Source organism: Brevibacterium samyangense (assembly GCF_039529845.1).
GTDB classification, from domain to species: Bacteria; Actinomycetota; Actinomycetes; order Actinomycetales; family Brevibacteriaceae; genus Brevibacterium; species Brevibacterium samyangense.
In genome coordinates this window covers 57597-75347 of the sequence record NZ_BAAANO010000002.1, presented here as the reverse complement: position 1 = coordinate 75347, position 17751 = coordinate 57597, and the positions used below count along the sequence as shown (strand labels likewise).

Here is a 17751-nt window from a genome sequence, read left to right as displayed (position 1 = left end):
GGCGGATCCGAGCCCGGCCGGGGGTCGGCCACACGGCCGTTCAGGCGGCCACACGCTCCCGGGCGACGTGATCGCGGGCGTGCTCGATCGCCGCGTCGAGGTCCGTGAACACGTGCTTCCGGTGCCGCAGCGAGGCGATGACGCCCGCGCAGTGCGCGACCTGCCGGTGGCGCACCTGGATGCCCTCGACGAGGACGGTGATGTCCTGTTTCTCGAGGCTCGTGACGAGCTCCGCGATGACGCGGGCCCCGCTCGAATCGAGCAGTCCGAGGTCACCGAGGCGCACGACGACGACCGAGATCCCGCCGGCACGACCGATCTCCCCGAGGATCCTGTCCCCCGCGCCGAAGAACAGCACGCCGTCGATGCGGTAGAGCGCGATCCGTTCGTCTCCGTCCACCGGCTCCCCCGGCAGCGGGACGCGTGAGGTCCAGGACAGGCGGGACAGGGACCGGAGCGCGAGGATCGCGGCGAGGAGCACACCGAAGAGCACCGCGACGACGATGTCGACCGAGATCGTCACGAGCGCCGTGAGGACGAAGACCCACGCATCACCGCGGGAGGCCGTGAATACCGCGCGCACCGTGCTCGGGGAGACCATCCGCACGGCGGTGACGAGGAGAACGCCGGCGAGGGCCGCGACCGGGACGTGGGAGACGATCGGCGCGCACACGTAGACGATGACGAGCAGGAAGAGTGCGTGCACGATCGCGGAGATCCGGCTGCGTGCCCCGGCCCGCACGTTCACCGCGGTGCGGGCGAAGGCGCCGGTGGTCGGCATCCCCGAGAAGAAGCCCGAGGCGACCGAGGCGAGTCCCTGCCCGACGAGTTCGCGGTCCCCGTGGTACGGCGCGGCGTCCGAGAGGCGGGAGGCCACCCGGGCGGACAGCAGCGACTCGATGGAGGCGAGGGTCGCGACGGCGCACGCGGGCCCGAGCAGCGCGCCGAGCGTCCCGAGGTCGACGTGCGGGAACGAGGGTGCGGGCAGGGACGCGGGGAGGTCGCCGATCGGCACGAGCGGAGCACCGAGCACGCCCGCGGCGACCGTGACGACGACGATCCCGATGATCGAGCCGGGGAGCGAGGGATGCAGTAGGGGCGCGAGCACCATGATCGCGGCGACGAGACTGGCCGCTCCGAGGGCCCACGCCACCTCGGGCACGTCGACGAGGGAGAAGGACTCGAACGCGGCGAGAGCGGGATTCGAGCGGGTCGTCTCCTCCACCCCGAGGGCGTCGGGCACCTGCTGGAGGAGGATCACCGCAGCGACGAACCCGGCGACGACCGAGGTGACGAGCCCGGCCTCCGGGGGCATGCCCGAACTCACCGCGAATGCGAGGGCCAGCGGCAGCGCCACGATCCCGACCGTGATGCCCGCGAGGACGTCGCCCTTCCACGTGCGGTGCGCCGAGGCGTAGTCGGACGCCCGCGGTAGGAGCGAGCGGGTCTTGCGCAGGCGCGAGCGGAGGACGGCGGTGCGGCGATCGGCCGTGCGGCGGCCCGGGGTGGGCTTCGGTGTGGGCTTGGGTGTGGACTTCGGTGTTGTTCCGGTTCCCCGAACGGCGGTGGGATGCGCGGACGTGCGGGCGTGGGGCGGGGTCTGCCGAGGCATCGGATGCGGCTCCTCGGTAACGGTGTGCCGGAAGTCGTACTTTTCGGTGCCTCTCCATGCGATCACGGAAATCGGGCCCCGTGAACGGGTGACCACCCACGTTCACAAGGAGTTTTCTTCAGGATCGAACCACGTGATCGGTCAAGGAGACTTGTGCTCGAAAAGCGCGTTCGGCGCGTTTCGAGCACACGCCCCCGCTCCCCTCTCCTGCGTCGTCGACGACACCCGCAGGTACCCGCGGATCAGGCGGCGGTGAGGTGTCCTCCCCCGCCCGGACGATGGCCGCGCGGACCGCCGCGGCGGTTCCCGTGGAGACCGGTCACCGTGGTCCGTCTGCGTTCGGCCTTCTCCGCGCGGTTCACCTGCTGGTAGTGGGCGGTGCAGTAGCCGCGCGTGTACGCCGGGGACGTGCAGCCGTCCATGTGGCAGGGCTCGTAGTCGCCGTCCGCCGGGTACCGCCGGAGCCGGTGGCTCACCGCCGCCGGGCTCACCCCGTACAGTCGCGCGAGAGACGCCTTCGTCCGCACACCCGCGTCGATGAGTGCACGGGCGGCCTGCGTCCATTCCGCGATGTCGGTCCACGGCGGCATCGACCCGGCGACCTCGTCGTCGGTGGTGAGGGGCGGGCGGGCCGGTCTGCGGTACTGGGCCCGCGCCTCGGCGAGTTTGGCGAGGTGTTCGGGAGTGCGCATGCGTTCACTGATGCTCTCCCGGATCTTCGGACTCACGAGCGGGACGGTGTCGGGCAGGCCGTGCTCACGGCGGTACTCGACCGGGCCCATGTCGTGCGAGATGCGTAGATGGGACGTGAGATGTCGGAAGCGACGACCGCACTCCAGACACTCGAGGAGATGCTCGTCGGCGGGCCCGACCGGACCCTTGCGGCGGGACATGATCGATTCCTTTCCTCGATCGGTACCCGGGCCCCGGGCGCGTGCCGCGTCCGTGCGGCATCCGGGAGACCGATTCGACCGTTCCAGAACACCACCGGAGGAGCGGCGGCGACCGGGGCGGTCACGAGGCCGCCGATTTCTGTCTCAACAGGTGTCCGACATGACCGAACCGCTGTATTCCGGTGGGATTCCCGGGGGAGATCGGTGGGAACCGGTGGGCGAGCCGGCGGGGCCGGTGGGTTCGCTGGTGGGGCCTGGGGGTTCGCCGCGCGGCCCGTGATCGCAGTGCCTCGGCACCGCGAACGGGCCCGGGACCGGTGTTGCCGCCGGTCCCGTCGACTCGTTGTCATCGGGCCGGTGGGGTCAGAGGCAGTGGGGTCAGAGCCGGTGAGAGACGACCACGCACTCGTGGAGCAGGAGGTCCGGGGTGAAACGGAGCGACAGGGTGAGCGGATCCGCGGTCGCCGGCAGCTGATACGCGACCGCGCACGCCTGCGTGCGCCCGGGCGGGATCGTGCCGAACGCGGCGCCGTCCCATCCATTCATGTCGTCGTACACGTCCTCGCAGAACTCCCGCTCACCGTCCGCGCCGAGGACGGTGACCCGTTCGATCTCCGCGGCCGAGGCGTCGAAGGGTTCGTCCGCATCGTTGCGGACGACGACGAGGAAGGTCTGTGCCTCCCGCCGCGAGCCCGAGGTGTGGTCGGAGGGCAGTGCCGGTCCGGTGTGCTCGACGAAGGCGACGATGCCTCCCTCGAAGTGCACCTCGGTGCCGAACGTGCACTCGAGCGGCGTCGGTGCGCTTTTGAGCCGATGTGCGCGGTGGGATCGTCGTCGCGGTGGCCGGGAGGGAGGGGTATCCGCGAGTGGATGACGGGGGTCGTCGAACTCGAGTGACATCGTGTGCCTCTTGTCGTGTGGCGCCGGAGTGGTGTCGCCGGGTGTTGCCGCCGGAGTGGTGCTGCCGGTCCGAGGGCGTCGGTGGTTCCGGTGGTGTCGGTGGTTCCGTGCTGTGCGAGCGGCGTGATCGGTGCGATCCGGACGATCGGTGCGAACCCGGCGCCGGATCCGCACGTTCTCACGGTAGGAGCCCGCGCGCCCGGGCATGTCCTGTGCCCAGAGGGCGTGTTTACGACGTGCCGCTATGCGACCACGGAGGTGTTGTGAGCCGGGCCATATGCGTGATGTATCGGGGCGCATGTGCTAGCGGGTCACGGGTGTGCACAGCAGTGCAGGGGGCATCTGTGGACGGGCGGCAGTGGTTCTCCACAGAGAGCACCCACGGTTATCCACACACTTTGTCCACAAGGTGGAAAACTTACACACCTGTCTTTCCCCAGGTCACTTGTCATCCACGGAAATATCCACAGCCTGTGAAGAACGTGCGTCCCCTGAATGTGGGCGGATTCCGTGTGGAGAACATTCAGTACTTGTGGACAACTGTGGATAACTCTCGTCGGGTGTGAATCTGCGGGTGAGAGGGGGTGATCGCGGTGGCGAGTGCGTGAGATCGGGGCGTTTCGGCCGAGACACGCCCGAGCGCGTTCGCGGTTTCCCTTCATTCGTGTCACGGCGGCGCCAGGTCCTTGGCTCACGCAGTCCTCAAGCGGGTAGTCCTCGCGCGCGGAGTGCTCTGCCGTCGTCGGCAGCGGCGTGCGCTCTCGGCAGCACTTCACGCCGTTGTACGGGGCTCAAAGTGCTGGAGGCACTGGATCCGCCGTCCGAGGGTGCGGTTTTGTACGGGGACCGCTGGGACGTTTTCGAAGTCTGGGGACCTTTTGATTCGGGTCCTGGAATGCTGGCTGGAGGCAGCTGTTCTGTACTCGAACCCCCAGGACATTCCCGTGGTCCGGGGACGTTGTGGTGAGTATGCGCGCGCGTGCGTTCTGGCGGGTGTGCAGGGTACTCGTGTCAGGCGACGGTCTCGCGGCGGGGGTGCGGTTTCGGACCCCAGAGGCGGTACGCGAGACGGAGGAACACCTGCGTCACCGGCCCGATCCCGAGCGCATAGACGACCGAGGCGATGAAGAAGTTGCCGCCGAGCAGCCACCCGACCGCGATGACGACGATCTCGATGCAGGTGCGGACGAGGAACACCGGCCGTCCGGTGAGCGTGACGAGCCCGGTCATGAGGCCGTCACGGGGGCCGGGGCCGAAGTCGGGAGCGATGTAGAGGACGGTCGCGAGGCCGTTGAGGAGGAGCGCGCCGAGCATGAGGAGGATCTGCTGCCAGAGCTCGGGCGGGGTGCGCACCCAGTGCATCGTGAGATCGATGAAGAGACCGACGAGGAGTGCGTTCGAGAGCGTGCCGAGCCCGGGCTTCTGCCGCAACGGGATCCACAGCAGCAGGAGCAGGACCGACACGATGATGCCGATCGTCCCGATCGACAGGGGCAGATGCCGCGCGATGCCCTCGTGCAGGACGTCCCACGGCATATTGCCGAGGGACGCGACGATCATGAGACCGGCGGACACCCCGAAGAGGAAGAGTCCGCCGAAGAGCGCCAGGAGGCGCGCCGGCAGGGGAGCGTCCGCGAGGAGCCGGAAATCGACCCGACCGGCGGGCGTACTCCCCCGCCCGGTCACCGCCATCTGGTCGACATCACGAGGCCCCCGACGAGGAACGCGAAGCCCGCCACGAGGTTCCAGTTGCCCCACGCCTCCACGGGCCACCGGGCACCGGAGATGTAGAAGGTGACGAGCCACGCGAGGCCGACGAGGAGGAGCGCGATGAGGGTCGGGAGGAACCACCGCGGGTTCGGGCGGATGGTGCGCTGACCGTCCGCGGAGGTGTAGGTCGCCTTCTGTCGGGCGGTGCTGCGCTTGGCCGGATTACCGGAACGGGCGGCGGTCCTGTCGGCATTGCGCTTCGTGCGCTTGGGGCCGGACTTCGTGGCCTTCGCGCCGGCGCCCTCGACGGCCTTCTTCGCCGTGGCGGCCTTGCCCGACGCCGAGTCCTTCGCCGACGTGACGTCGTCGGTCCCGGAGGTGTCTGCGGTGTCTTTGGTGGAGTCGGCCAAGGGAGGCTCCTCGTCGGATGGAGTACAGAAGGACTATGCGTGAGCACTTCAGCATGGAATACACGTCTGAACGCGTGCAATTCTACGCGGACAACGTGACTCACCTTTCACGAACGCCCAGGGTGGGTGAATACACTCGGGAGGGTGAATGCCGCCCGACATGCCGATCGCGCACCCCGACCCCGCGGAGGATTCTTCTCCGGGGCCGCCAGTGTGCTCGTCCTCGTGCTCTGCGGCGCCCTCATGACGACCTCCGCACGGGAGGCTTCCGGCACCCAGCTGCGCAACGAGGCGTCCACGCTGCCGGACATCGTCGAACAGCGATCGGCGGAGGCCGATGCGAAGCAGCAGGAGGTCGAGGACCTCCGCGCCACCGTCGCATCCCTCCAGGAAGCGGCCGGTGACGAGGATTCGGAGGTCGAATCGGCCCGAGGAGCCGTGGACTCGGCAGCCCGTGCCGCCTCGGCCGCGGAGGTCACCGGTCCCGGGGTCGAGGTCACGCTCGACGACGCGCCGCGCAGCGCGCGCGAGGAGCACCCGGGGATCAACCCGAACGACCTCCTCATCCACCAACAGGACCTCGAAGCGGTGATGAACGCGCTGTGGGCCGGAGGAGCGACCGGAATGGCGGTGCAGGGGCAGCGGATCGTGAGCACGAGTTCCGTGCAGTGCGTGGGCAACACCCTGCGTGTGAACTCGCAGGTCTTCTCCCCGCCCTATACCGTGACGGCCGTGGGGGATGTGAATGCTATGAATGCAGCGCTCGCGGCGTCGCCGCAGATCAGTACGTACAAGCAGTACGTGGACCGCCTCGGGCTCGGGTGGAAGGTGCAGCAGGGCACCTTCACGCTCGAGGAGTTCGACGGGGTCGCGGGTGTGTCCGTGGCACAGGTGCTCTGAGATGAGCCCCGACCACCCGCGCCGTGCCGCGCGCCGGAACGAACCCCGCAGCACCGTGAGCCATCGCAGCAGTCGACGTACGCGCCGGGAGCGGCGTGCCGCACGCGAACCCGAGCCGCTCGGTTTCGTCCGCGGGACGGTGCGCGGCTTCGGTGAACTCTGCATCACCGCCGGACTGGTCCTCGTCCTCTTCGTCGTCTGGCAGTTGTGGTGGACCGACATCGAGGCGAACCGCGACAACCAGACCCTCGCCTCCGAACTCGCGACCCAGTGGGTCGACAATCCGCGCAACGAGCTGCCGGAGGACCCGGACACGCCTGTCGTCGGGGAACCGGCGGACCTCAACAGTGCCTTCGGCATCATGTACATCCCGCGGTTCGGCGACGACTACTACCGGACGATCGCCGAGGGGGTGTCCCTCGAACCGGTGCTCAACCGGATGGGGCTCGGCAGGTACCCGAACTCCGCGATGCCCGGCGAGGTCGGCAACTTCGCGATGGCAGGGCACCGCGTCACCTACGGCAAGCCGCTCAACCAGATCGCGGAACTGCGGCCCGGGGACGAACTCGTCGTGCAGACCGTGGACGGGTTCTACACGTACACCTTCCGCAATTTCGACATCGTCACCCCCGACCGGGTCGACGTGCTCGCGCCGCTGCCGACCCTCCCCGAGTACAAGGGCAAGGACCGCATCATGACACTCACCGCGTGCAACCCGATGTTCTCCGCGCGCGAGCGCTATGTCGCGTACTCCGTGCTCACCGAGTTCCGTCCGACCTCCGAGGGCCCACCCGCAGCGATCGCGGACTCCCCCGCGTACGCCGAGGTCGGAGAGGCAGGAGGCGCCTGATGTACGGATTCCTCTGGCGGCACCTGCCGGGACCCTGGCCGGTCAAGCTGCTCATCTCGCTCGTTCTCGTGGCGGCGGCGGTGTACCTCCTCATGGAGTACGTCTTCCCCGTCATCGCCCCGTACATGCCCTTCAACGACGCCACGGTCGGCGTCGAGACCGTTCAGGAAAGCACATCATGACCTCGCAGAACGCACCTGCTCCCTCCACGTCGGCCGAGGCGCCCGCGGGTTCCGCCGGATCGTCGGCCCGGATCCTCGTCGTCGACAACTACGACAGCTTCGTCTACACGCTCGTCGGCTACCTCCGCGAGCTCGGGGCGGACACCACCGTCATCCGCAACGACGACATCACCGAGGAGCAGATCCCGGAGTACCTCGCGGACTTCGACGGAGTGTTGCTCTCCCCCGGCCCGGGCGCACCCGCCGATGCCGGTGTGTGTCCCGCGATCATCCGCTGGGCCGCCGAGGCGCGGTTCCCGCTGTTCGGCGTGTGCCTGGGCCACCAGGCGCTCGGCGAGGTGTTCGGGGCGACCGTGTCCCACTCCCCGACGCTCATGCACGGGAAGACGTCCGTCGTCGAGCACGCCGGTTCCGGGATCTTCGACGGCTGCCGGACACCGCTCACCGTCACCCGGTACCACTCGCTCGCGATCGTCGACGACACCCTGCCCGAGGACGTCTTCGAGGTGACCGCCCGGACAGCCGACGGGATCGTCATGGCGGTCCAGCACCGCGAGGCGCCCCTCGCCGGGGTCCAGTTCCACCCCGAGTCCGTCCTCACCGAGGACGGGTACCTCATGCTCGGCAACTTCCTCGCGACCGCCGGAATGCCCGAGGCGGCCCGCGCCGCCCGCGGCCGCTCCCCCATCGCCTCCGCCGGGATCGCGCGTGACTGAGCGTTGACGTCACGGTAGCGGCCGCCGGAGCCGATTCTCGACGACGCGACCGGCAGGGTCGGGGCGTTCAGATCGCAATCGGCTGAGGAGTGCCGGCGTTTCGGAGCGCTTTCTCCACCACTCTGACGCCGATACAGCAGTTTGCACTGCGGCCGAGAGAGCAAACCGGTGCTGACGTTTGCGGTGGCAACGGTGTCGCCCGCCGAAATCGCAATCGGCTGAGGAACGCCGGCTTCGGGTCGCGATTGAATGCTGGAAATCGGCGAGATCGCGCAATCAATCGCGATCTCGACGAGGAGACCGACGGGAATCGCGGTCTCGACGAGGTGGTCGAAGGGAATCGCGGTCTCGACGAGGCGGTCGACGTGCACCGGGATCTCGATGGTGGACGGCCGAAGCGCATCGAGATCTCGACGGTTTCGCCTTGCGCATCCAACACTCTGACGCCAAGAGCAGAGATTGAACTGCTGCCGAGAAGCCGCACCGGTGCTGTCGGCCACGGTGGAGCCGACGGGAATCGGGGTCTCGATGAGCCGGGGCCGATCCCGAGCGTGAGCGTCCGTGAATGACGAGAAGCCCCGGCAGGTGATCCTGCCGGGGCTTCGTCGTTTACCGCCGCGATTCCAGCGGTTTGCGCTCGGTCGTACGGGTTGTTTCACTGCCGCGAGCTCAAACCGCTGCCACCGCGCAGACGCTCACGCCGCGCTCATTCGTCCCCGCGGTTCTCGAGGTACTCGCGAACGAACTCCTCGACGTCGTCGCTCGAGCTGTCGGAGCTCTGGTTCTGTCCCTGCGAACCGTTGCCGGGTCCGAACCCGCCGCCCTGGTTCCCGTTGCCGTTGCCGCCGTCCCCGGCTCCCCCGCCGATGGAGGGAAGTCCCGGGCCCGTCGGCGAGGCGGGGGGTGTCGTCGGGGTGGGCGTCGGGGTGGGCGTCGGGGTGGGCGTCGGTGTCGGAGTGGGCGGCGCCTCGGCGACGGTGACGGTGACCGTGGAGCCCTGGTCGACGGCGTCGCCGCTCGCGGTGCTCTGCTCGAACACCTTGCCGGCCTCGTGGTCCGGCGTCACGGACGTCTCCACGGTGCAGCCGAGCTGGTAGTCGTCCTCCTCGAGCTTCGCGCAGGCCTCGTCGCCGGTGAGCCCGGCGAGGTCCGGAACCTCGACCTGCCCGGAGGACAGCACGAGGTCGACGTTCGATCCGGTGGCGAGCGTGGAGCCGGCACCCGGCCGGGTCTCGAGGACGCGTCCCGCCTCGACGTCAGGCGAGTTCTCCTCGATGTTCGAGCCCGCGACGAGGCCCGCGTCCCCGATGAGCTGCCGCGCCCGGGACTCGGTCTCGCCGGCGACCTCGGGGACGTCGACCGAATCCGGCCCGGTCGACACGAAGAGTTTGACGACGTCCCCCTGGGCCACCTGTGTACCGCTGCCGGGGTCCGTCTTCACGACGAGTCCGACGGGAATGGTGTCGTCCGCGATCTCCTCGCGATCGACCGTGAGCCCGACGTCGATGAGGTACTGCTCCGCATCGTCCGCGGTGCGTTCGCTCAGGTCCGTGAGGGCGAAGGTCGGGGCCTCGTCCGGCTGGGACATCTGGTAGATCCACAGGCCCATCCCGGTGAGAATGACGGCAATGAGTGCCGCTCCCACCCAGTACCAGCCGCGCCGCTTGCGGGCGTTCCGGGCTTCCTTCGCCTCCTTCTCGGGGTCCGCGACCACGGTGACCATGCCGGTCATGAGACCGGGCGCGGCCTCCTCGGCGTGCCCGTCGCCGTTCGCCGTCGCACCGGCGCCCGCAGCCGCTGCAGCAGCAGCCCCGGCGGCGCCGGCACCTGCGAGCTCCGCACCGGGGACGGCGCCGAGCATCCGCGTGGCCTCGGGATCGTCGATGGACATGGGACGTCCGTCCCGGGCCGCGAGGACGTCCTCGCGGAAGGTGTGGGCGTCCTGGTAGCGGATGCCACGGTCCTTCTCGAGAGCGTGTGCGAGCAGGCGATCGACCGCCGGCGGCACCTCGGGATTGAGCTCGGACGGCGGCTTCGGGGTCTCACCGACGTGCTGGTAGGCGACCGCGAGCTGCGAGTCCCCGACGAACGGCGGGCGGCCGGTGAGGAGCTCGTAGAGCATGCACGCGGTCGAGTACAGGTCCGACCGGGCATCGACGACCTCACCGCGGGCCTGCTCCGGGGACAGGTACTGCGCGGTGCCGACCACCGACTGGGTCTGCGTGAGCGACCCGGTGTCCTCGAGCGCGCGGGCGATCCCGAAGTCCATGACCTTGATGTCGCCCGCGGGAGTGAGCATGACGTTCGCGGGTTTGATGTCGCGGTGGACGATCCCGTGCCGGTGGCTGTAGTCGAGCGGTGCGAGCACCCCCGCGATGACGTCGAGGGATTCCCGGACGGACAGCGTGCCGTGCTCGGTGAGCACCTCGCGGAGGGTCCGGCCCTCGACGTACTCCATGACGATGAAGGGGACGTGGACCTCGGATCCGCCTGTCTCCTCCATGGTCTGTTCACCGGAGTCGTAGACCGCGACGATGCCGGGGTGGTTGAGTCCGGCGGCCGACTGCGCCTCGCGCTTGAGGCGGGCGTGGAAGGAGGGGTCCCGTGCGAGGTCGGAGCGCAGAAGCTTGATCGCGACCTTGCGACCGAGGCGGGTGTCGAGGCCCTCGTGGACCTCCGCCATCCCGCCGCGGCCGAGCAGCGCGCGCACTTCGTAGCGCCCGGACAGCAGGCGTGGTTCAGTCATCGTTTCCCTCCGCGGGCCGGGGTGCGGTCGATCCCGCTCCCCGCCCTCGTTCCTGTCGTTGGTACAAGCACGCGGTCATCCGGCTGCCGGTCTCCCGCGTTCAGCCGTCCGCCCCGTCCGCTCCGAAGTAGGACTCCACGGCGTCCGTGAGGTCCGCCCCTGCGTTCGGACCGCCACCGGATCCGCGGTCGGCCGAACCGCCGGCGTTGCCGTTGTTGCCACCGGTGGCTCCCGAGTCACCGCCGTTCCCTCCCCCGCCTCCGGGGTTCGTGGTCGGTTCCGGCTCCTGCGTGGGCTCCGGCTCCTGGGTCGGTTCGGGTTCCGGCTCCTGCGTGGGCTCCGGCTCCGGCTCCGAGGTCGGTTCCGGTTCGGGTTCCGGCTCCGGTTCGGACGTCGGTTCCGGCTCGGGTTCCGGCTCCTCGGCCGGTCCTTCCGAGACCTCGAGCACGACGGTGTCGCCCTCGGCGAACTCGTACCCTCCGTTCGTTGCCTCCCGGACGTCGACGACGATGCCCACGGAGGAATCCGATTCGACGGTCTCCACGCGGGCCTCGAGGCCGAGGTTCTCGATGTTCGCGACGGCGGAGCCCTCGCTCAACCCGATGTAGTCGTCGGGGTCGATCTCGACCGTCTCCGGTTCCTCGGTCGCGGTCTCCGATTCCGTGGGTGAGGCGGTGACGGTCGGGGTCGGCTCGGGGCCTCCCTCGTCCCGCGGGCCGAGGAACAGCCACAGGATCCAGCCGATGCCGGCGAGGATGACGAGCACGAGGATCACGATCGCGATGACCGCCGCCTTCGGCGCCTTCTCCTTCTCCTCCACGTCCGAGGCTCCCTGGCGGTCCACCGCGCCCGTCGCCGCGTCGCCGTGCGCCGCAGCGGCCCCGGCCGCGCCCGCGGCTCCCATGGCGGCCGGTCCCGAGGAGATCGACCGCGGCTGTTGGTTCATCACGCGGGTCGTGGCCTCGTCGGGCCGGTCGAAGACCTGGGTGAGCGCCTCGGTGGCCGGGGTCTCCCCCACCATCTGCGGTACCGCGGCCTCCGCCGCGCGGACGTCGCCGGCGATGAGGCAGCGGCAGGCCTTCGCGAGGGCTGCGCCGTCGGCCGGACGGTTCTCCGGCTTCTTCTCGAGCATGCAGTCGACGAGGCGCCGCACCGGTTCGCTCACCGTCTCCGGCAGCGGCGGGTGCTTGCGGTTCACCTGCGCGATCGCGATCTCGACCTGCGACTCCCCGGTGAAGGGGCGGACGCCGGCGAGGGCCTCGTACATGATGATGCCGAGCGAGTAGAGGTCGGACTTGGCGGTCGAACCCTTGCCGGTGGCCTGTTCGGGCGCGAGGTACTGGGCGGTGCCCATGACCTGGCCGGTCTTCGTGAGCGGTGCCTGGTCGGCGACGCGGGCGATCCCGAAGTCGGTGAGTTTCACCTGCCCGTCGGGGGTCACGAGGATGTTCCCGGGCTTCACGTCGCGGTGCACGACGTGGGCCCGGTGGGCGGCGTGGAGTGCCGCACCCGCCTGCGCGACGATGTCGAGGGTCCGTGCCTCGTCCATCGCCCCGTCACGGTCGAGGATCGTCGACAGGGCCTCTCCCGGCACGTACTCCATGACGAGGTACGGGCTGCCGTTCTCCTCGCCGTAGTCGTACACGGCCGCGATGCCGGGATCCGACACCGCACCCATGCTGCGCGCCTCGGCCCGGAAGCGGGCGAGGAAGTTCTGGTCGGAGAGGTACTCCTCCTTCATGATCTTCGCGGCGATCTGCCGGGTGAGCACGGTGTCGTGGCCCTTCCAGACCTCGCCCATACCGCCCGTGGCGATCCGCGAGGTGAGCTCGTACCGATTGCCCAGCACCGTTCCCGACTCAGGTCTCACTGATCGATCACCGCTTCCATCACAGCCTTTGCGATCGGGCCGGCCGAACGGCCGCCCGAAGCCTGGTTTCCTGCACTGCCACCGCTCTCGACGACGACGGCGACCGCCACCCGGGGGTCGTCCGCGGGGGCGAAGGACGTGAACCACGCGTGCGGGGCGGCGCCCTCGGCGTGCTGCGCGGTTCCGGTCTTCGCGGCGACGTCGACGCCGTCGATCGCACCGGCGGTACCGGTGCCGTCCTCGGTCACCGACACCATCATGTCGGTGAGCGCCTGCGCGGTCTCCGGGCTCACCGGCTTCGAGAACTCCCGCGGGGACGGGTCCTCGAGGAGCGAGAGCGTCCGCGCGTTGCGGACCTCGGAGACGAGTTGGGGAGTCATGAGCGTCCCGCCGTTCGCGATCGCCGAGGCGACCATCGCCATCTGCAGGGGCGTCGCCCGGACCTCGAACTGGCCGATCGCGCTCTGCGCGAGCTGCGGTTCGTCGGTGTCCTCGGGGAACCGGGAGGGCGTGACACCGAGCGGGATGCTCATGTCCGCGCCGAATCCGAACTTCTCGGCCTGCTCGGCCATCGCATCGGGCCCGAGCTCCATGCCGAGCCACGCGAACGAGGTGTTGCAGGAGATCTCGATCGAGGTCGCGAGGTCCACCTCGTCGTTCGGCCCGCACGCGGTGCGGCTCGAGTTCGAGATCGTCGCGCTCGTCTGCGGGAGGTCGAGGGTCGCCGGACTCGGCAGCGTCGAGTCCGGGGTGTAGTCACCGGACTCGAGTGCGGCGGCGGCCGTGACGAGCTTGAAGGTCGAACCCGGCGGGTAGAGGTTGCCGCCGATCGCCCGGTTGTAGAGCGGGTCGTCCTCGTCGGCGACGAGGTCCTGGTAGGCGGCGTTCGCCTCGGCGGGGTCGTGGACGGCCACGGCGTTGGGATCCCAGCCCGGTGTCGAGACCATCGCGAGGACGTCACCGGTCTTGGGGTCGAGGGCGACGACGGCACCCTTCTGGCCGTCGAGCGCGTCCCAGGCCGCCTGCTGGGCGGCCGGGTCGATCGTGAGGGACACCGCGGCGCCCATGGGCTGCTCGCCGGTGAACCAGCTCGACACCTGGGAGAGGAACAGCGCGTCGTCGGTGCCGGCGAGGAGCGTGTTCTCCGTGCTCTCGAGGCCGTGCGTGCCGCCGACGACGGAGAAGAATCCGGTGAGCGAGGCGTAGACCTCGGGATCCATCCCCTCGGCCCCGTACTCGCGCTGGTACTCGTAATCGTCGTCCACCGGGACGGACTGGGCGATGGGCGTGCCGTCGACGAGGATCGGGCCCCGGTGGCGCGTGATCTCCTCACGGAGTGAACGTGTATTGAGCGGGTGCTCGTTGAGGTCCTCCGCGCTGAAGTACTGGATCCACGTGGTGGACCCGAAGAGGAGCGCGAACATCGAGAGTCCGACGACGGACACGTGCTTGAGGGCTTTACGCATCAGCGGTCACCTCCGGGGTCGTGCACCAGGGACGAACGGGCCGAGGTCCCGCCCGCCTCCTCGCGGTCGCGCAGCGACGAGGGGACGGTGAGGACACCGGTGGCGAGCTCCTCGAGCGGACGGCGGGCGTTGTCGGAGATCCGCAGGAGGATGCCGATGATGATCCAGTTCGCCACGAGCGAGGAACCGCCGGCGGCGAGGAACGGTGTCGTGAGGCCGGTGAGCGGGATGACACGGGTGACGCCGCCGATGACGATGAAGCACTGGAGGGCGAAGGTGAAGGTGAGACCCGCGGCGAGCAGGGTGCCGAAACCGTCCCGGACGACCGAGGCGGTCTTCATCCCGCGTTCGAACAGGAGCACGTAGAGCACGAGGATCACGAAGAGCCCCACCATGCCGAGTTCCTCGCCGAGCGAGGCGTAGATGAAGTCCGAGTTCGCGTACGGCACGACGTCGGGTCGCCCCTCACCGAGCCCGGTGCCCATGATGCCGCCGTTGGCCATGCCGAACATGCCCTGGACGAGCTGGTAGGAGCCGCCGGGGGACTTCTCGAACTCCTCACGGGTGAGCGCGTGGAGCCAGCCGTCGACACGCTGCTGCACGTGCGAGAACGTGAGTGTGGCGACGACGGCGGCCGCGGCGAACATCCCGAGTCCGAGGAGGATCCACGACTTCACCCCGGTCGCGATGTAGAGCATCGCGACGAAGAGGCCGAAGTACAGCAGCGAGGTGCCGAGGTCCCGCTCCATGACGAGGATGAGCACGGCGGCGAGGGCGACGACGAAGAGCAGGACGACGTCCCGCAGTCGGGGCCACTGGATGCCGAGGAACCGCTTGCCCGCGAGCACCATCTGGTCCCGGTAGTTGATGAGGTACCCGGCGAAGAACACCGCGATGAGGATCTTCGCGATCTCACCGGGCTGGAACGAGAAACCGGCGACGCCGATCCAGATCTTCGCCCCGTTGATCGTCTTGCCGAGCCCCGGCACCATCGGCAGGAGGAGCAGGACGAGACCGGCGAGCCCGGCGGTGAAGACGTACCGTCGGAGGATCCGGTGATCGCGGAGGAACACGACGACGAGTCCGCACAGCAACATCCCGAGCGTCATCCACGTGAGCTGGGAGACGGCGACCTGCGAGGTCGACTCGGAGTCGGACAGTGCGAGGTCGATCCGGAAGATCATCGCGAGTCCCAGACCGTTGAGCAGGACGGCGATCGGCACGATGACGGGATCCGCGTACTTCGCCCGCCAGCGGACGAGGACGTGGAGGGCGACCGCGAGCACCGAGAGCCAGGCGGTGTACACGTAGACGTTCGCGGGGACCGTGTCCTCCGCGCCGAGCCCCACGAGTGCGTATGCGCCCGCCGAGGCGACGACGGCGAGGACGAGAAGACCGAGCTCCGCCGATCGGTACGTCCGCGGGCCCGGCGGGGTGCCGCGAGGCGTTTCCACCGGAGTGAGGGTGCTCATGTCAGGCTCCCATCCGCGCCGTCGCGGAGGAGGTCGGGTTCGGGGCCGACGGCCCGGAATCGGTCGGTGCTCGGGTCGCTCCCGGGTCCGCCGGTACTCCGGTGGCACCCTGGGTGGGCGCGGGGGTCGGGTCGACCTCCGCGGCACCGCCCTGGATGGTGGCGGCCTCCGCATTGCGCGCGGCCTCCGCTCCGAGCGTGTCGACGATGTCGTCGGCGGCTTCGCGCGAGTCCGCGGGGATCGTCTCCTCGAGGCGGCTCTGGGAGAAGGTGCCGAGCCGGTCGACCTCGATCTCGGTGGTCTCCGCGATCTCGGAGAACTCGAGCGGGCCGATCTCCTGCGGGATCCCGCGGTACACCGCGACGTTCCCCTCGTGCGCGGCGACGTAGTACTGACTGCGGACGAATGCCCAACCCAGCCCGATGGCGAGGACGACGGCGGCGACGACCGCGAGGGTCACGACGATGCCGACGATCGGCCGCTTCCGCGTCCGGGTGAGGTCCTCCTCGCCCCACGAGGCGAGGTCGTCCTCGGAGTCGTGGCCGGCCGAGGCGTCCGCGGGCGTTCCCGGTGTGTCGCCGGCCGTGCCGGGCGCTCCGGAAGCACCGGTGGCGGAGTGCGTCCCCGGGGCGATCTCGAGGGTGCGGGGATCGGTCCCGTCCTCCACCTGCGTCATCGGCTGGGTGGGCGCACCGTCGACCGCGTCGCCGGGGTATCCGTACCCGATCGCGGGCATCTCCGTCGTGTCGGTGAGGTTCTCCTCGACGATCGAGTGGGGACCGGTCTGCACGAGTTCGCTCGCGACCGCCGCGGTGCCGAGCTGTGCGTACTGGGGGTTGATCGCCACGGATCCGACGGCGGAGCCGGCGGGGCTCTGGAACTCCACGGTGTCCGCGTCGGCCGACCCGGAGGTGTCGGAAGGGGACCCGTCGACGGTGCCGGGGAGCGCCTCGGCGGTGGCGGACGGGGTGTCGTCCGGGGCTGCGACGACGTCGCCGATGACGACGGTGACGTTGTCGGCGCCGCCGCCCTGGAGGGCGTAGTCGACGAGTCGGTCGGCACAGGCGCCGGGGTCCTCGATGCCCTCGAGGGCCGCCTTGATGTCGTCCATCGACGCGAAGCCGGTGAGTCCGTCGGAGCAGAGCATCCAGCGGTCGCCGATCCGCGCCTCGCGGTAGGACATGTCGAGTTCGGGGGACGCCCCCACGTCGCCGAGCACCCGCATGACGACCGAGCGCTGCGGGTGGGTCTCCGCCTCCTCGGGCGTAATCCTGCCCTCGTCGACGAGGAGCTGGACGAAGGTGTGGTCGTGCGTGACCTGGGTGAGGACGCCGTCGCGCAACAGGTACGCGCGGGAGTCGCCGATGTGGGCGAGGGCGAAGCGGTTGCCGTCGCGCAGGAGCGCGGTGACGGTCGTGCCCATTCCCGCGAGTTCGCGGTTGTCGACGACGGTGCGGGCGATCCGTTCGTTCGCGTCGAGGATCGAGGAGCGCAGGAGGTCGAGGGCATCCGGGTTGTCCCCGGTGTCACCGAGGCCCTGCAGGCGCGCGACCGTGATCGCGGAGGCGACGTCGCCACCGGCGTGGCCGCCCATCCCGTCGGCGATGAGGAGGAAGTTGGGCCCGGCGAAACCGGAGTCCTGGTTGTTCTTCCTCGTCAGGCCGGTGTGGGACCTCGCGGCGTAACGCAGGACCGGATGTGTTTCGCTCACGCGGCAAGCTCCAGGGTGGTGTGGCCGATGGTCACGGGCATACCGACCCGCAGCGGGATGCGCCCGGTGACCCGTTCGTCGCCGACGTACGTCCCGTTCGTGGAACCGAGGTCCTCGAGTGCCCAGCCGTCGAGGTCGGGCACGATGCGGGCGTGACGGCCCGAGGCGTAGTCGTCGTCGATGACCACCGTGTTGTCCGCGGACCGACCGAGGGTGATCGGCGAGGTGCCGAGCGCCACCTCGAGCCCGAGCAGCGGGCCGACGGTGACCCGTACCCGGGTGGGGGCGCGGTCGTCGGGGGCCGCGGACGCGG

At 69.7% G+C, this 17751-nt stretch carries 16 protein-coding genes; 5 read left to right on the top strand and 11 right to left on the bottom strand.

The features are described from left to right. Window positions 1–40: 40 nt before the first annotated feature. The 5 genes from ABD172_RS00590 to ABD172_RS00570 form a co-directional block, all read right to left on the bottom strand. Window positions 41–1612, bottom strand: a complete 1572-nt coding sequence (locus tag ABD172_RS00590; RefSeq protein WP_344305952.1) for a SulP family inorganic anion transporter — start codon at window positions 1610–1612, stop codon at window positions 41–43. 242 nt (window positions 1613–1854) lie between these two features. Beyond that, complete coding sequence (locus ABD172_RS00585; RefSeq protein WP_344305951.1) at window positions 1855–2505, bottom strand: MucR family transcriptional regulator; 651 nt, start codon at window positions 2503–2505, stop codon at window positions 1855–1857. Between the two features lie 378 nt (window positions 2506–2883). Further along, complete coding sequence (locus ABD172_RS00580) at window positions 2884–3270, bottom strand: hypothetical protein (RefSeq protein ID WP_344305950.1); 387 nt, start codon at window positions 3268–3270, stop codon at window positions 2884–2886. Window positions 3271–4416: 1146 nt separating this feature from the next. Beyond that, window positions 4417–5097: a membrane protein YczE gene (gene yczE, locus ABD172_RS00575; RefSeq protein ID WP_344305949.1), complete on the bottom strand. Its 681-nt coding sequence runs from the start codon at window positions 5095–5097 to the stop codon at window positions 4417–4419. Then, window positions 5088–5525, bottom strand: a complete 438-nt coding sequence (locus ABD172_RS00570; protein ID WP_344305948.1) for a cell division protein CrgA — start codon at window positions 5523–5525, stop codon at window positions 5088–5090. The genes yczE and ABD172_RS00570 overlap by 10 nt, the downstream gene beginning before the upstream one ends. Window positions 5526–5669: 144 nt before the next feature. Here ABD172_RS00570 and ABD172_RS00565 point away from each other — a divergent pair, with 144 nt between their 5' ends. The 5 genes from ABD172_RS00565 (at window position 5670) to ABD172_RS00545 (ending at window position 8742) form a co-directional block, all read left to right on the top strand. Then, window positions 5670–6425, top strand: coding sequence for a DUF881 domain-containing protein (locus ABD172_RS00565; protein ID WP_344305947.1), 756 nt, complete (start codon window positions 5670–5672; stop codon window positions 6423–6425). A gap of 1 nt (window position 6426) precedes the next feature. Further along, window positions 6427–7275: a class E sortase gene (locus tag ABD172_RS00560; protein ID WP_344305946.1), complete on the top strand. Its 849-nt coding sequence runs from the start codon at window positions 6427–6429 to the stop codon at window positions 7273–7275. Continuing rightward, window positions 7275–7457: a hypothetical protein gene (locus tag ABD172_RS00555; RefSeq protein ID WP_344305945.1), complete on the top strand. Its 183-nt coding sequence runs from the start codon at window positions 7275–7277 to the stop codon at window positions 7455–7457. Before ABD172_RS00560 ends, ABD172_RS00555 begins: the two co-directional genes overlap by 1 nt. Then, window positions 7454–8173, top strand: a complete 720-nt coding sequence (locus tag ABD172_RS00550; RefSeq protein WP_344305944.1) for an anthranilate synthase component II — start codon at window positions 7454–7456, stop codon at window positions 8171–8173. The genes ABD172_RS00555 and ABD172_RS00550 overlap by 4 nt, the downstream gene beginning before the upstream one ends. A gap of 89 nt (window positions 8174–8262) precedes the next feature. Then, complete coding sequence (locus ABD172_RS00545; protein WP_344305943.1) at window positions 8263–8742, top strand: hypothetical protein; 480 nt, start codon at window positions 8263–8265, stop codon at window positions 8740–8742. A 137-nt stretch (window positions 8743–8879) separates the two neighbouring features. Here the strand turns inward: ABD172_RS00545 and pknB are convergent, their stop codons facing one another. From pknB to ABD172_RS00515, 6 genes are all read right to left on the bottom strand, one after another. Further along, complete coding sequence (pknB, locus tag ABD172_RS00540; protein ID WP_344305942.1) at window positions 8880–10919, bottom strand: Stk1 family PASTA domain-containing Ser/Thr kinase; 2040 nt, start codon at window positions 10917–10919, stop codon at window positions 8880–8882. 100 nt (window positions 10920–11019) lie between these two features. Further along, window positions 11020–12789 carry a protein kinase domain-containing protein gene (locus ABD172_RS00535; RefSeq protein ID WP_344305941.1) on the bottom strand — a complete coding sequence of 590 codons (1770 nt, stop codon included), beginning with the start codon at window positions 12787–12789 and terminating at the stop codon, window positions 11020–11022. Further along, the gene (locus ABD172_RS00530; RefSeq protein WP_344305940.1) at window positions 12786–14255 is read right to left on the bottom strand and encodes a peptidoglycan D,D-transpeptidase FtsI family protein; all 1470 of its coding nucleotides are present in this window, start codon (window positions 14253–14255) and stop codon (window positions 12786–12788) included. The genes ABD172_RS00535 and ABD172_RS00530 overlap by 4 nt, the downstream gene beginning before the upstream one ends. After that, window positions 14255–15727: an FtsW/RodA/SpoVE family cell cycle protein gene (locus ABD172_RS00525; RefSeq protein ID WP_344305939.1), complete on the bottom strand. Its 1473-nt coding sequence runs from the start codon at window positions 15725–15727 to the stop codon at window positions 14255–14257. Before ABD172_RS00525 ends, ABD172_RS00530 begins: the two co-directional genes overlap by 1 nt. Window position 15728: 1 nt before the next feature. Continuing rightward, complete coding sequence (locus tag ABD172_RS00520) at window positions 15729–17438, bottom strand: PP2C family protein-serine/threonine phosphatase (protein ID WP_344305938.1); 1710 nt, start codon at window positions 17436–17438, stop codon at window positions 15729–15731. Then, window positions 17435–17751 (bottom strand): FHA domain-containing protein FhaB/FipA (locus tag ABD172_RS00515; RefSeq protein ID WP_344305937.1); only part of this gene is annotated, 317 nt, incomplete at its 5' end. The genes ABD172_RS00520 and ABD172_RS00515, both read right to left, overlap by 4 nt.